General features: G+C 49.0%; 8 protein-coding genes. 2 read left to right on the top strand and 6 right to left on the bottom strand.

Annotation, left to right across the window (positions count from 1 at the left end):
• Positions 1-36: 36 nt before the first annotated feature.
• Together A1sIIB106_RS00905 and nudC are read right to left on the bottom strand one after the other, a co-directional pair.
• Positions 37-1,740, bottom strand: coding sequence for an ATP-dependent helicase (locus A1sIIB106_RS00905; RefSeq protein WP_223299498.1), 1,704 nt, complete (start codon positions 1,738-1,740; stop codon positions 37-39).
• Entirely contained in the window at positions 1,731-2,702 is a 972-nt protein-coding gene (gene nudC, locus A1sIIB106_RS00900) for an NAD(+) diphosphatase (RefSeq protein WP_095677032.1), read from the bottom strand. Before nudC ends, A1sIIB106_RS00905 begins: the two co-directional genes overlap by 10 nt.
• A gap of 28 nt (positions 2,703-2,730) precedes the next feature.
• On the opposite strand from nudC, the gene A1sIIB106_RS00895 reads away from it, so the two are divergent.
• Positions 2,731-3,549, top strand: coding sequence for an endonuclease/exonuclease/phosphatase family protein (locus A1sIIB106_RS00895; RefSeq protein ID WP_095677031.1), 819 nt, complete (start codon positions 2,731-2,733; stop codon positions 3,547-3,549).
• On the opposite strand, the gene A1sIIB106_RS00890 is transcribed toward A1sIIB106_RS00895, so the two are convergent.
• The 3 genes from A1sIIB106_RS00890 to typA all read right to left on the bottom strand — a co-directional run bounded on the left by A1sIIB106_RS00890 (position 3,542) and on the right by typA (position 11,863).
• Positions 3,542-6,751: an ATP-dependent DNA helicase gene (locus A1sIIB106_RS00890; RefSeq protein ID WP_095677030.1), complete on the bottom strand. Its 3,210-nt coding sequence runs from the start codon at positions 6,749-6,751 to the stop codon at positions 3,542-3,544. The two genes, A1sIIB106_RS00895 and A1sIIB106_RS00890, sit on opposite strands and share 8 nt — an antisense overlap.
• Positions 6,748-9,894 carry an ATP-dependent helicase gene (locus tag A1sIIB106_RS00885; RefSeq protein ID WP_095677029.1) on the bottom strand — a complete coding sequence of 1,049 codons (3,147 nt, stop codon included), beginning with the start codon at positions 9,892-9,894 and terminating at the stop codon, positions 6,748-6,750. Before A1sIIB106_RS00885 ends, A1sIIB106_RS00890 begins: the two co-directional genes overlap by 4 nt.
• A 64-nt stretch (positions 9,895-9,958) precedes the next feature.
• On the bottom strand, positions 9,959-11,863 hold the full coding sequence (typA, locus tag A1sIIB106_RS00880) for a translational GTPase TypA (RefSeq protein ID WP_095677028.1): 1,905 nt from the start codon (positions 11,861-11,863) through the stop codon (positions 9,959-9,961).
• A gap of 205 nt (positions 11,864-12,068) precedes the next feature.
• Between typA and A1sIIB106_RS00875 the strand changes: the two genes are divergently transcribed.
• A complete protein-coding gene (locus A1sIIB106_RS00875; protein WP_095677027.1) occupies positions 12,069-13,421 on the top strand; it encodes an aspartate aminotransferase family protein in 1,353 nt (450 codons plus the stop codon).
• A 14-nt stretch (positions 13,422-13,435) separates the two neighbouring features.
• Here the strand turns inward: A1sIIB106_RS00875 and ychF are convergent, their stop codons facing one another.
• Positions 13,436-14,509 (bottom strand): redox-regulated ATPase YchF, encoded by a 1,074-nt coding sequence (ychF, locus tag A1sIIB106_RS00870; RefSeq protein ID WP_095677026.1) that lies wholly within the window; start codon positions 14,507-14,509, stop codon positions 13,436-13,438.
• Positions 14,510-14,541 lie beyond the last annotated feature (32 nt).

Here is a 14,541-nt window from a genome sequence, read left to right as displayed (position 1 = left end):
TCTGCGCAACCTAATTAAATCTAGCTAAAGAATTGATCAGCTGAGCAGGCCGGCTTCACGCAGGAAACGGCTTGGATTCTGGCGATGGCTGATGTGTAGATCCACCTTCGCACGCGTCATTCCAACGTAGAACAAGCGGCGTTCTTCATCTATCACCGCATCGGACTGGCCAGTAACCCCAGTTTCCAGCGGCAGAATTCCTTCAGATGCGCCGATCAAAAATACGCGTTCCCATTCCAAACCTTTCGCCGCATGCAGAGTTGCCAGCGTTACGACCGGCATCGTTGGCGGATTATTCTGCTGAACACGATCTTCGATCTCGCGTAAATAACTGCGCAGCGTCTTTGGGCTAAATCCAGCATCGGCATCGAGTTCGCGCGCTAAATGCAGAAGCGCGGCAATGCCATCGATACTTTCACCAGTTAAAAAAGGTTGTGCAATTGTGCGAAGTTCATCAATCCAAGAAACGCCTTCTGTTGGCAAGACAGATGCGCGACGTACTTCCTTTAGAAAGTCGCGAACATCTTGGCGATCAAAGAATCTTTCGGTGCTGCGTACTTGATAAGGAAGACCCAACTTATTCATCGATCTCTCAACGCCCTTAAGTTGGTTATTGGTGCGAGCCAAGATCGCGATCTCTTGGGCTTGAGTTCCGCTCTGTAGCAGCGCAGTGATTTCGGCTAGTACTCCAGCAATCTCGGCATCTTCATTGGCATAGCCATCTACAGAAGGCTTGGTGCCATGATCGTTAAGAGCAACTAGCTCTTGTCCCATCAAACCATGGCGCAGTAAAGAGTTTGCAGCAAAGGTTATCTCGGGGGTCGAGCGATAGCCAGTGCTTAAGCGAATTACTTCGGCATCGGGAAAACGATTGGTAAAGCTATTTAGGAAAACAGGCGTTGCGCCCGCGAATGAGTAAATGGTTTGCGCCGGATCTCCAACAACACAGATATCTTGGCGAGTACCCAGCCAAGCGTTAATCAATCGTTGTTGTACCGGTGAAATATCCTGATATTCATCGATAGTGAAGTAACGGTATTGATCTTGCACACGTTCGCGCACGGTGCGCTCTTCTTCCAACATTGCAGCGGTCAAGAGAAGTACATCTTCAAAATCGATTGCCAGTTCTTGCTTCTTTACGCTTTCATAAGCGGTGTAGACCTTGGCTAATTTCTCGGCGCTAATGCGCGGCTTCTGAGTTCGCTTATCGATTTCAGAAACAAAATCTTCTGGTGCAACTTGTGAAACCTTCGCCCATTCAATTTCACTGGCAATGTCGCGCATCAGCTCGCGCGATGTGGCACGAAGTTCGCCCGATAAACCTGCGCGATTAATTGCCTCGCCAATAAAACCTGCCTTAGCGGTCATGAGTTCAGGTACGCGGCCACCGAATACGGTGGGCCAGAAGTAGATCAATTGTTTAAGCGCTGCTGCGTGAATCGTGCGTGCGGCAACGGTTGGAACGCCTAGCGAGCGAAGGCGGGTGCGCATTTCGCCTGCGGCACGCGAGGTAAATGTTAGCGCCAATACTTTCTGCGGATCCATCGTTCCGATCGCTGCAGCGTATGCAATGCGATGTGTGATCGCGCGAGTTTTACCGGTGCCAGCGCCTGCGATTACACAGACGGGTCCGCGAGTAGCAAGGGCTACAGCGCGTTGATCGTTATCGAGAGCAGCGAGAATTTCTTCAGCTCGAATATCTCCACTGCTTATATCCCCAGAAGAGTTATCTAGCGCCACGTTTCACCACCGATAAGTTTGGCGCCACCATTTCCTTCTTTATCTTGACCCTCTGCGCCACTTGCAAACCAACGATCGATCATCTTGCGCGCAACTGACATATTCGGTGGCAACAATAAAGTTCCGGCATCTGATTGCGCTTTTACTTCAGCGCGCGAGAACCATTTAACTTCGGTGATCTCTTGCCCATCAGGGCGCGCTACTTCTGGGAAATCTGTAACAGCATCAAATGAGATCATGATTGATGCTGGGAATGGCCAAGGTTGTGAACCTAGGTAATTAATTTCGCGCACGGCAACGCCTGATTCTTCAAGAACTTCGCGATGTACACATTGTTCAAAAGTTTCACCAGGCTCTAAAAAGCCGGCAAAGCAAGAGAAGCGACCTTCGGGCCAAACTGGTTGGTGGCCCAACAAAATACGATCATCATGATCGCGAACTAAAACGATAACTGCTGAATCTGTGCGCGGATAATGCTCGCTCTGATCTTTATCGCAGGTACGAATTGCGCCGCCTTGGGCAACTGAAGTTGGTGCACCGCATCGCGCACAATGGGTGTGCGACCTATGCCAGTTAGCCAAGGCCACGGTATGAAGGGAAACTTCCATTTCGAATTCCGAAATTAGCCCGCCGATTTCGCGAAGGGTTAAATATCCATCTGGCGCTTTCTCACCTTGTGGTGCAACTGGTGATGAGCTCCAGGCAAAAAATGGCTCTTGATCTATCTCGTCTAAACCTAGGAAATACTTTTCGCCTAACTTGTACTCGCCACTTTCAATCAGGGATTGCACTTGGTCGGCAGTTAAGTAACGGAGTTTGGTTCCGCCTGCTTCAACGGCTAAACGAGAATCCGCGACGTGAATAATCTTGGCGCGCTGCCACATCTGATCGAGAGTGGTCTGGTTTGTGCGCAGGTGGCCGGCGCGGTCCATCTTCGATACCTGTCCGTTGACCGCGCTCATAAGGGTGAACGCTACTAGCCTTGGCCATATGCGCATCACCTCGTGGAACCTGCTCCACGGCCAGCCTATCCCGCCACTTTCGGCCGGACCCAGCCAGGAAAGCCTTGCTGCCGCAGTGCGCCAGCTTGAGAGCGAGGTCATTGCAGTTCAAGAAGTTGATTACAAATTACCGCGATCAAAAATGCGCAATCAGGTTTCAGATATCGCAGATGTAATCGGCGCTAAAGATTGGGCCTTTGCACCAAGCATCATCGGAACACCTGGTGAGAAATGGCGGAAGTTAAACCATTCAGATTCGCGATTGATTACCGATGAAAAATCGGATTTAGCAGGAAGCTACGGAATCGCAATTGCTTCAACTATCCCTGTCGTGAAATGGCATCGTTTGGATCTCGGAAATTCAGTTTTTGGTATGCCGCTAGTTGTTCCGACTGAAAGTGAGACAAGTAGCAAACCGAAGATCCGGGCGATCTATGTTCACGATGAGCCCCGTTTAGCACTCGGTGCAACACTTGCAAATGGCTGGACGATCTTTAACACTCATCTCTCATTTGTTCCGGGCGTTAACTTATTTCAGCTTAAGAAGTTAAAGCGTTGGGCGCTCAATGTTGCGCAAGAGACAAATACCAAACCTTTAATTCTTGGCGATTTAAACCTGCCGAAGAATCTGCCAGTTGCAGGATCTGATTGGAAGTCGTTGATCCAGCAGAATACTTATCCGTCATGGGGCGCCAAGATTCAATTCGATTACTTGTTAACTCATGGCGCAATTGATGGCGTTAAAGATTTGGGAACAATCGCAACTGGCATCAGCGATCACTTGCCGCTGCGTGCAGAAATTAATTAGCGCCGGTAATTAGCGCGATCAACTGCGCTTCGCTCAAGAGATCTGCTGGACGATCGGTTTTGCTAATCGGCACATAATGGAAAGCCGCTGAAACTAGCGCTGGATCAATTCCCTTTAGCTTCGCCCAAGCTAAGCGATAGACCGCCAGCTGCACCGCCGCTGATTCTCCGAGCGTTGTTGCACCAGTTTTCCAATCGATAACTTCAAACCGACCGTTGATTTCGTAAACCGCATCGATGCGACCGCGGATCAAAACCCCGCCTAAAACAGCCTCAAATGGAACTTCTACTGCAACCGGTGAACGGTTGCCCCATTCAGAGGCCAACCAAGTTTGCTTAAGTGATTCGAGAGTTTGATCTGGTTCAAGTGGATCAAGGAAATCTAAATCTTCATCGTCAAACAAGGTTGCTGCGTTGAAGTGGTGTTCTATCCATAAGTGGAATGCAGTACCGCGACGTGAGTATTGATCTTGTGGACGCGGCATCGGGCGGCGAATCGTAAGCGCTAACTCTTCGGGATCCTTATGCAGCGCAACCAGCGTTGAAGTAGAAAGGCGTGGCGGCATTGGAATTTCTAGAACTCCGTTAACGCCAAGTGCGCGCTCTTGAATTAGCGCACGAGCATCTTCAATCCATGACGCAGTTTCGATATCAACAGATTGTGCGGTAGCGAGATCAAGTGGCGCTGCGTTCTTAACAAGTTCAACCTTGGCGGTAAATGCAGAACGAGTGTCGCCAAGTGGATCGCGTGGCCAAACACCTGTCAGCGGATTCTCAAGCGCTGGGTTCTTAGCGCCTTTATCTGGACGTGGAACTTCGCTAATGATCTTGCCGTGTTCTTGAGCGACTAAAGCGACTTGCTCAAAGATCGTAGACGGTTCTACCCAATCTTTACCATCGCGATACCAAGAGGTGGTTGCAATTAAATGGGTTCTTGCGCGAGTAAATGCGACGTAACCTAAACGAATTTCTTCACGGGTCTTTGTGGCCTTACAGATGTCGGCATAATTGGTGATCTCTTTTCCAGCATCAGAGTTTTTAGTTGCACCGTTAAATGAGAAACGTGGAAGTTCAAGATGATCTCCGCGAAGATGAAATGGGATATGACGTTCATTGGTGATCCAGTTATCGGGATCGTTCTTATTTAGACCCGGGAAAGTTCCTTCAGCAAGACCTGGAACTGCAACAACATCCCATTCGGCGCCCTTAGACATGTGAACAGTGAGGATCTGCACGACATCGCTGCGAACCTCTGGGGCCGCTGATTTCAGGCCTCCTTCTTCCTTTCCGGCGATATCAAGCCACTGCAGGAATGAATTTAAAGTTCCGCCGCTTCGTGCAAACTTTCCAGCTTCATCTAAGAAGCGGTCAATGTGGCGGCGGCCAGAACCTGTGCCATCGCGAAGCATTACTTCGGTTTCTAGACTCAAGTAACTTTCGATCTCGTTAATCAAATCTGTGATGGTGCCGCCAGCGCGAGAGCGCAGACGTCGCAGGTCGGATGCAAAGTTAACTAGTCGCACGTAACCGATCTCGGTAAATGTTGATTTATCTGCGCCGCCGATCTCATCAAGGGTATCGATGAGTGAGCCTAAAAATTGATCATCAGCTTCGGCTTGTTCTGGGTTACCGGCAGCGATCTTCTTTATTAGCGATTTGCTTTCGGCGCGCGAGCCTTTAGCGCGGTTACGTGAGTATGCACCGAGCGCTGCCAAATCTTTAGCGCCTAAGTTAATTCGTGGTCCAACTAAGTGGCGCATCAACGCTGCACCGGAATCTGGATCTGCGATTACGCGGAGCATCGAAACAATGTCGGCGACTTCTGGAACATGGATAAGTCCACCAAGTCCAAGTACTTCAACTGGAATATCAGCGGCGCGAAGTGCACCTTCGATAGTTGCAATTTGCGAGCGTTTACGAACGAGAACTGCAAAGGTAGAACGCTTTTCGGCAGGTTTTGCTAGCCGTGCTTTATCAAACCAGAGCGATGTGAAGTATTCAGCAATCGCAGTTGCTTCCAGATCTAGATTTTCGAAGACTCCGCAAACTATCTCGCCATCGCCAGCACCTGGACGTGGTGTAAGTGGTGGAACATCGGCACCACTTTCACGGCGAATCTTCTCTGAAACAACGTTTGCCAGTTCAAGAATGGTCTTATCGTTTCGGAAAGTTGTAAGAAGTGAATAGCGCTCAGCGCCTGTGTGGCCAGCAGACTTAGGGAAGTACTTTCCGAAGGAATTTATAGTGCCGGCCGAGGCTCCGCGCCATGTGTAAATAGCCTGGCAAGGGTCGCCGACTGCCATAACGGGATGTCCCCCGCCAAAGAGCGATGACAGCATTCGCACCTGTGATTGCGACGTATCTTGATATTCATCAAGTAAGACAACCGAATACTTTGCGCGTTCTAGCTCGCCGATATCGGAAAACTTAACCGAGATATCTGCTGCAAGTGACATCTGATCATCGAATGAAAGTTGACCGGATTCTTGGCGGCGTTGGATAAAGCGTTCGACCAGTGGCAGTAGAGCAATACGTTGTTCAAGAACTTTCTTTACTTTGCGCACTTCTGGATTTCCGCCACCTGACATCTGAGCCAATTGTTCAAGGACTTCGTTATCTGCTGCCGCAATTTCTTCGGGTGAGACTTGGTGTTCTAACATCAACTTAGTTAAACCAAGTAGATCTTCCACAACGGTTCCAACGGCTGATTCATTTGAATATGAAGCATCTTCCCAATTGCGGACGATGTCATTGGCAAGCTGCCACATAGCCGCATCGCCCATCGGTTGAATATCGGCATCAATACCAAAACGGATCGAATGTTCGGAAAGTAAGCGCGCGGCATAAGAGTGATAAGTAGTAACTGCGACTTCAAGAGGAGTGTCCTCTGGGATTAACTTGGCGGCGCGAAGTTGGCGAAGTCTGGTGCGGATACGGATCGCAAGTTCGCCAGCGGCTTTGCGGGTAAATGTTAGGCCAAGAATTTGATCAGGGCGGGCAAAGCCATTGGCAACTAAGTAGATAACGCGCGCTGCCATCGTTTCAGTTTTACCTGAACCAGCACCCGCGATAACAACGGCAGGTTCGAGCGGATTAGATGTAATAGAAATGATTGCGCTTTGTTCATCAGTTGGTTTGTAAACCTTGGCGCCAACTTTCTGCAGCGCGGCAGCGATATCTTGCGGTGAGTATTTCTCGATCATTCGATCACCGTCCGGCCCTGGCTCTGGATCGGGCAACAAGCCTTAACTACGCAGTTTTCGCACATAGTGTTGATCCGCGCCTGGAAGCTTTCAGCGCCCATACCTTCAGCGATTTCTTCAATCTTCGCCTTTACTGCGACCTCGTCGATCTTGTACTGCTGACGAGTTGTGACCTTTACGGAATCTTTTGCAAGGTAGACGAGTTCGGCACCGGATGAAGAGGTTGAAGATAACTTCTTTTCAAAGCCATCAAGGGCAACAGCTAACTGGTAGCAAGCAAGTTGCAAATTCTCTTTCGCTTTTTCGGCTGTGATCTGGGTCTTGCCAGTCTTGAAATCAATTACATAGTGGTTGCCGTCTGAATCGACTTCAATGCGATCGACGCTTCCGCGGATTTCGGCGCGACCAACTTGGATCTTAAAGTTAAGTTCGGCACCGACAACATCGCGGGTTGTTGCTTCGTGATAACGGCTAAAGCGCTCGAGCATCTTTACCGCGCGCTTAAGGGATGAGTTGCTGATCCAGCCTTCTGTTGGATCAATTAAAGACCAAGAGGATTCGAGTTTTGAAATCAAATCGGTTTCAGAGATAGATGGATCTTCTACTTTGATCCGTGCGAATTCGTGAATTGCCGAACCTAATATCTGCGCCGTTGAATCTCCATTTGTTCCACCACTGCGTTCGAGGAACCACTTAACGCCGCACTCGGTGAAGTTTTCGGCACCTGATGGTGAAACCGGTACTAGATCATCAGCAGCAACCACGGTGTCCGTTGAAGAGATTGGAAGTGAGCCGGTCCAGTGTGCTGGATCTGCTGAAGTGATTTGTGATTGGGAAAGGGTCTTTAAAATCGATGCGGCGGTATCTGCTGAATCTCCACTTAAGTTCTGGCGCAGCATTGCGACAAGTGCAGACGTTGTAAGAGGACGTGGCACTTTAGTAATCACGGGAGCATCGAGATCTCCGGTGTTATCGAGTTCTTCAAAGTAAGCAGATGGTTCGTCATCTTCGCGTTGAACTGCAGTGACGATTAAAGCCTGGCGGGCGCGGGTTACAGCCACATGCAGCAAACGACGCTCATCTTCGGCCAGTGCACCAGCTGCGATTAGATCTAGTTCCAAACGCGCTAAGTCACCATGGCGTTCGCGTTCTACAAGTCTTTCGCTGCCGAGCAACGAACTGCGTTGGCGCAAGTTTGGCCAAACGCCTTCTTGCAAACCGGCAACTGCAACGACTTCCCATTGGCGCCCCTTGGCAGAGTGCACGGTAAGGATTTCAACTACATCAGGGCGAACGCCTTGCGCGGTGATGATGTCACCAACTATGGATTCGCGAGAAAGTTCGTCAAGGAATGCTGAAGGTTTGGAATACGGGAAACGCTCAGAGAAGCGCTGTGCCGAATCAAAGAGTTGGATCATCGCATCGAGATCGCGATCGGCTGCTGCGCCACGATTGCCGCCACGTAGTGCGGTGTTACGCCAAGCGGTGCTTAACTTTTCATTGTCACTGGTTTTTGCGTTATCCCAAATTGCCCAAAGTAAATCCTCGGGGCGAGCATCGATCGATGTTAATACTTTACGAGCAGCCAGCAATAGTTCGTGAACACGGGTGAGTGCAGCACTTTCTTCAATGTTGATCTCGCCCTTATCAATGGCATCGATTAAGAGCTGTGTTCCACCACGGGTGTCGGTGGCATCATCGCGCGCAGCTAAAAGCGCTGTGCGAATTCGGCGAAGAGAAATTGAATCTGATCCCCCGAATTCGGCGAGCAGTAAACGTTCGCAAGTGTCGAGGTTTAGCGTTTGATCACCAGTTGCAACTCGTGCAATAAGAATAAATGGCGCGATTGCAGGGTTAGTGGAGAGCGCTTCAAGGTCTCCGGCAACAGGAATTGAAACTTGGGCAAAGGCGCGTCGTAGTGCACTTGCTTGCGTGCCCGCAGAACGCAAGATAACTGCCATCTGCGAATATGGAATGCCGTGCATTAAATGGGCGCGCTTGAAAAGGTAGGCGATGTATTGCGCTTCTTCAGATTGTGAATTAAGTCGTGCAGTGGTGAAAGGGTTATCTAGCGCTGGTTTGGCGCTATATGTGCAGGTGCGAGAACGAGTACTAGACGGTGCGCGGAAGGCCGCTGTAACTTTCTGGCCGATCTCAAAAATCTCGGGGCGGCAGCGATAAGAGTTCTGCAAAAGTATTTGGGTTGCACCCTTTTCAAGGTATGAATCAACAACCTGTTTTAGCCCATCGGGATCTGCACCGCGGAAGCGACCAACAGAAGAATCAGCATCATAGGCAATAACTAAGTCGGGACCCGAGAGAAGATCAAGGAGTTTGCGTTGTGCAGGATCGCTTTCTTGGAATTCATCGACCATGATCGTGGCAAAACGCGCCTGCAACTGTGCACGCAGCTTTTCATTTTTCTGCAGATAAGCAATTGCCACATTAATCAATTCTGAAGGATCGATACGCATCTTGGAATCACCGGCAGTGTCTTCACGGATCGCCATAACTTCTTTGTAGCGCTTCCAGAAATCTGCAGCTGGCGCCCAGTATTTTTCATTTACTAGTTCGCCGCGGGTAGCAAGTTCTTCAGGTGTGATGCCGCGTTCGTTGGCGCGCATAATTAAATCGCGGAGTTCGCGGATAAAGCCCTGGGTTAAAAGCGGATTGCCTTTCTTATCTTCACCATCATGTAAATCCGTTGGCCATTTGCGATAACCATCTTGTACATCACCTTCGAGAAGTTGGCCGATAAAGTTTTCTTGTTCGGGGCCAGATAACAGAATTGGTTCGTGGTAGTTATCGCCAGAGTCCATTTTCAAAATTGAGTAAGCAAGTGAGTGGAAAGTACGCGCTAGTGGTTCGTGCATCGTCACAGTTGTGCGAAGTGCAATTGCATCGCGGAGTTCGGATGCGCGTTCGCGGCCGTAAGTAATCAGCAGAATTGAATCAGGATCTTGTCCTGCCGAAATTCGAGATAACGCAGATTCGATTAATACAGATGTTTTGCCTGTGCCCGGGCCACCTGCAATTAAGAGCGGTGATCCGCGGTGTGCCACCGCCTTTGCCTGTGTGGCATCTAGCTCCAAAAGCGCAGGCGCAGCGGGTGCGCGAGTGAGCTTTATGGATGGCGTGGTCATATGAGGTATTGAACCCCACACCACTGACTTTTATTCCAATTACACGCTTTTATAGCGCGCAGGCTTAACTATCTGCGGCCAGGTTGGCTTTCTTCTGGCGAGAAGTCGCACGTGCGCGCTCGTCACCATTTAAAGTCACCTTACGGATACGTACTACAGCAGGAGTTACTTCTACGCATTCATCTTCGCGACAGAATTCGAGAGCGCCTTCCATATTTAACTTCTTTGGCGGAATCAAACGCTCTGATTCATCAGTTCCTGATGCGCGCATATTTGTAAGTTTCTTTTCGCGAACACAGTTAACGTCCATGTCATCACTGCGAGAGTTCTCACCGATAACCATGCCTTCGTAAACTTCATCGCCTGGCTCAACAAATATTGTTCCGCGATCTTGTGTTCCGTAAAGTGCGTAAGAAGTAACTGTTCCCATACGGTCTGAAACAAGTGATCCAGTTGCACGTGTGCGGATATCGCCGTACCAAGGCTCGTAACCATCGAAGACGTGGTGGAGCAAACCTGTACCGCGAGTTTCAGTTAAGAACTCAGTACGGAAACCGATCAAGCCACGTGATGGGACTTTGTAATCCAGACGGATCCAACCGGTTCCGTGGTTAACCATTTGTTCCATGCGGCCCTTGCGAAGCGCCATCAACTGAGTAAGTACACCGAGATATTCTTCAGGTGCATCAATTGTTAAACGCTCCATCGGTTCGTGAATTTTTCCATCGATCTTCTTGATAACTACCTGTGGCTTACCAACAGTTAGTTCGAAACCTTCGCGCTTCATGATTTCAACAAGAACAGCAAGCTGAAGTTCTCCGCGGCCCTGTACTTCCCAAGTATCTGGACGTTCAGTGTTTAGAACGCGAAGTGAAACGTTACCGACGAGCTCTGCATCAAGGCGGCCCTTAACTTGGCGCGCAGTAAGCATTTTTCCACTCTTGCCAGCAAGTGGAGAAGTATTGATACCAATTGTCATTGAGATAGATGGTTCATCCACGATGATCAGTGGAAGCGCATGCGGGCTCTCGTTATCGGCCAAAGTTTCGCCCAAGGTAATTGTTTCGATACCTGCAACAGCGATGATGTCACCTGGGTGAGCCTCAAGTGCTGGAACGCGTTCTAGCGCTTCAGTAATTAGTAGTTCTGAAATCTTTACGCGCTCTTGAGTTCCATCTGTCTTAATCCAAGTAACGGTCTGGCCCTTTTTAATTACACCTTCGCGGACGCGACATAGTGCAAGGCGCCCTAAGAATGGTGATGAGTCAAGGTTTGTAACGTGCGCTTGTAGTGGTGCACCTTCGTGATATTCAGGTGCTGGAATTGCAGAGAAGATAGTGTCAAATAAAACATCGAGGTTCTCTTCTTCTGGCATTCCGCCATCAGCAGGACGCTTTAGTGATGCACGACCTGCTTTGGCAGATGCGTACACAACTGGGAATTCGATTTGTTCTTCAGTTGCGCCAAGATCAAGGAAGAGTTCGTAGGCTTCATCGACAACTTCAGCGATACGTGAATCGGGACGGTCAACCTTGTTGATCAACAAGATCACTGGCAAATTCTTTTCTAACGCTTTACGCAATACGAAACGTGTCTGTGGAAGTGGGCCTTCAGAAGCATCAACTAGCAAAATTACGCCGTCGACCATTTCAAGTCCGCGTTCTACTTCGCCACCGAAGTCAGCGTGGCCTGGAGTATCAATAATGTTAACGATTGTGTTGCCGCGCTTTACCGCAGTGTTCTTGGCAAGGATCGTAATTCCCTTTTCGCGTTCTAGATCCATTGAATCCATCATGCGATCTTGGCCTTCGCCCTGAACCTTGTGTGCTGCAAATGCACCGGATTGCCAAAGCATGGCATCGACCAGTGTGGTCTTGCCATGGTCAACGTGAGCGATGATCGCTACGTTACGCAAATCTTCGCGCTTTTTAACTGGCAGATCTTTTAGGTGGGCTTGTTTCTTAGACAAAGGAGCAACTTTCGTTAGGCATCACTAGGAATAAGGAGATCTCATTCAGGCAAGAGGCGATCGTACTAAAGGCTCTGCATAAGGACTAATTACCCGCGTAGAGGCGATGAGAATTCTTCATTATTTGAGTGATTTACTACATACTAAATGCCTATTGGATCCAAATAAGATTCAAGTACGAACCCAATAATGAAGAGGTTGGAAGATGTCACAAGCAGTTAATGATCCAGCAAAGAGCGCAGCGATTTCAGCTGATGATCATGAATTTGTCTTTCACTCATGGTCTGCGCAGGGCGCAATTAAGCCACTTCCAATTTCAGGTAGCGCTGGATCACGTTTCTGGGATTACGAAGGCAACACATACTTAGATTTCTCTTCACAACTTGTCTTTACCAACATTGGTCACCAACATCCTAAAGTTGTAAAAGCGATTCAAGAACAGGCCGCTGTTATTACAACTATGGCGCCACAACATGCCAGCGAAGTTCGTAACCAAGCAGCGCGCGACATCGTTGAGCTAGCCGGCGATAACTTCGCAAAAGTATTTTTCACAACAGCCGGTGCCGACGCGATTGAAAACGCAATTCGCATGGCGCGTTTACATACTCGCAAACATAAGGTTCTCTCTACCTACCGTTCTTATCACGGCAACACCGGTGCTGCGATTAATGCAACTGGCGATCCACGCCGCTTCCCAAATGAATTTGCCTTCGGACATGTTCACTTCTGGGGCCCTTACCTTTACCGCACTTCATTCTGGGCAACTGATGAAGCGCAAGAATGTGCACGCGCTTTAGAACATCTTGAGCAGACCATTATCTTTGAAGGTCCAAACACAATTGCCGCAATTTTGATCGAATCAATTCCTGGAACTGCTGGTGTATTGGTTCCACCTAAGGGTTATCTCGAAGGCGTTCGTGCGCTCTGCGATAAGTACAAGATTCTTTGGATTGCAGATGAAGTTATGGCTGGCTTTGGTCGCACTGGTAAATGGTTTGGATTCCAGCACTCAGCAGCTACGCCAGATCTAATTACCTTCGCGAAGGGCGTTACATCCGGTTACATCCCACTTGGTGGCGTTGTAATCAGTGGCGATGTTGCAAAGACCTTTGATGAAACCGTTTTCCCAGGTGGACTGACATATATGGGCCACCCACTTGCCACTGCAACTGCCGTTGCAACGATTCAAGTAATGAAGGAAGAGAAGATGGTCGAGAATGCAGCGACTATCGGTGAAAAGATTCTTGGCCCTGGGCTTCACGAAATGGCGAAGAAACATAAGTTAATCGGCGATATTCGCGGCATGGGTGTTTTCTGGGGCGTAGATCTTGTTACTGATCGCGCAACCCGTGCACCACTTGCACCTTATGGCGCATCAAGTCCTGCGATGAATGAATTAGTAGCGGCCTGTAAGAAGAACGGGCTAATGCCATTTAATAACTTCAACCGTATTCACTTATGCCCACCATGCAATATCAGTGAAGCAGATGCGAAACTTGGTTTAGAGATTATTGATAAATCACTTGGTGAGATTGCGAAGCACTACACCGGCGCTTAAGTTCTTCAAAAAATTTAGACGTTAAATCTAAACTCCACAACGTCTCCATCGGCCATCACATATTCCTTGCCTTCCATACGGACCTTGCCTTTAGCTTTCGCTTCAGCCATTGATCCTGCGGCAATTAGATCTTCAAAGCTAACGATTTCGGCTTTGATAAATCCTTTTTGGAAATCGGTATGGATAACTCCGGCAGCCATTGGCGCAGTGTCACCTTTATGAATTGTCCAAGCGCGCGCTTCTTTTGGACCAGCAGTTAAATAAGTCTGTAGTCCAAGAACGCTAAATCCAACACGGGCCAGCGTAGCAAGTCCCGGCTCTTTCATTCCGATTGATTGCAGAAGTTCGAGCGCGTCTTCATCGCTTAGTTCAGCAAGCTCTGCTTCGGTTTTAGCATCGAGGAAAATCGCTTCAGCTGGTGCAACAAGATCAGCCAACTTCTTACGTAGGTCGCCATCGTTAAGTTCTGCGGCATCAACGTTAAATACATATAAGAATGGCTTCGCAGTTAACAAGTGAAGATCGCGCAGAAGGTCGAGATCAAGACCTGATGATGAAAGTGGCTTTCCGCTCTGCAAGTGCGCTTCAGCTTTCTTAACTGCTTCTACAACTGGCACAATCTCTTTATTGGTACGTGCTTCTTTTTCAAGACGGGGCAGCGCTTTCTCAATTGTCTGTAAATCAGCGAGCGCCAGTTCTGTATTAATTGTTTCCATATCGCTACCTGGATCGATGCGCCCATCAACGTGCACAACATCGCCGTCGTTGAAGACGCGGATAACCTGACAGATCGCATCGGTTTCGCGGATATTGGCTAAGAATTTATTTCCAAGGCCAGCACCTTCAGATGCGCCCTTAACAATGCCTGCGATATCTACGAAAGATAGGGCCGCTGGGAGCAACTTCTCAGAGCTAAAGATTGTGGCCAGTTTGGCTAAGCGCTCATCCGGTACGCCTACGACGCCGACATTTGGCTCGATTGTGGCGAAGGGATAGTTAGCGGCGAGGACGTTATTTTTGGTGAGCGCATTAAAAAGGGTCGACTTTCCAACGTTTGGCAGTCCGACGATTCCAATTGACAGGCTCATAAGGAGTAGAGCCTACGCGCCATTGTCAGTGC

The sequence above is a fragment of the Candidatus Planktophila lacus genome, assembly GCF_002288325.1.
Taxonomy (GTDB): Bacteria; Actinomycetota; Actinomycetes; order Nanopelagicales; family Nanopelagicaceae; genus Planktophila; species Planktophila lacus.
This window is presented reverse-complemented; position numbering and strand designations above follow the sequence as displayed.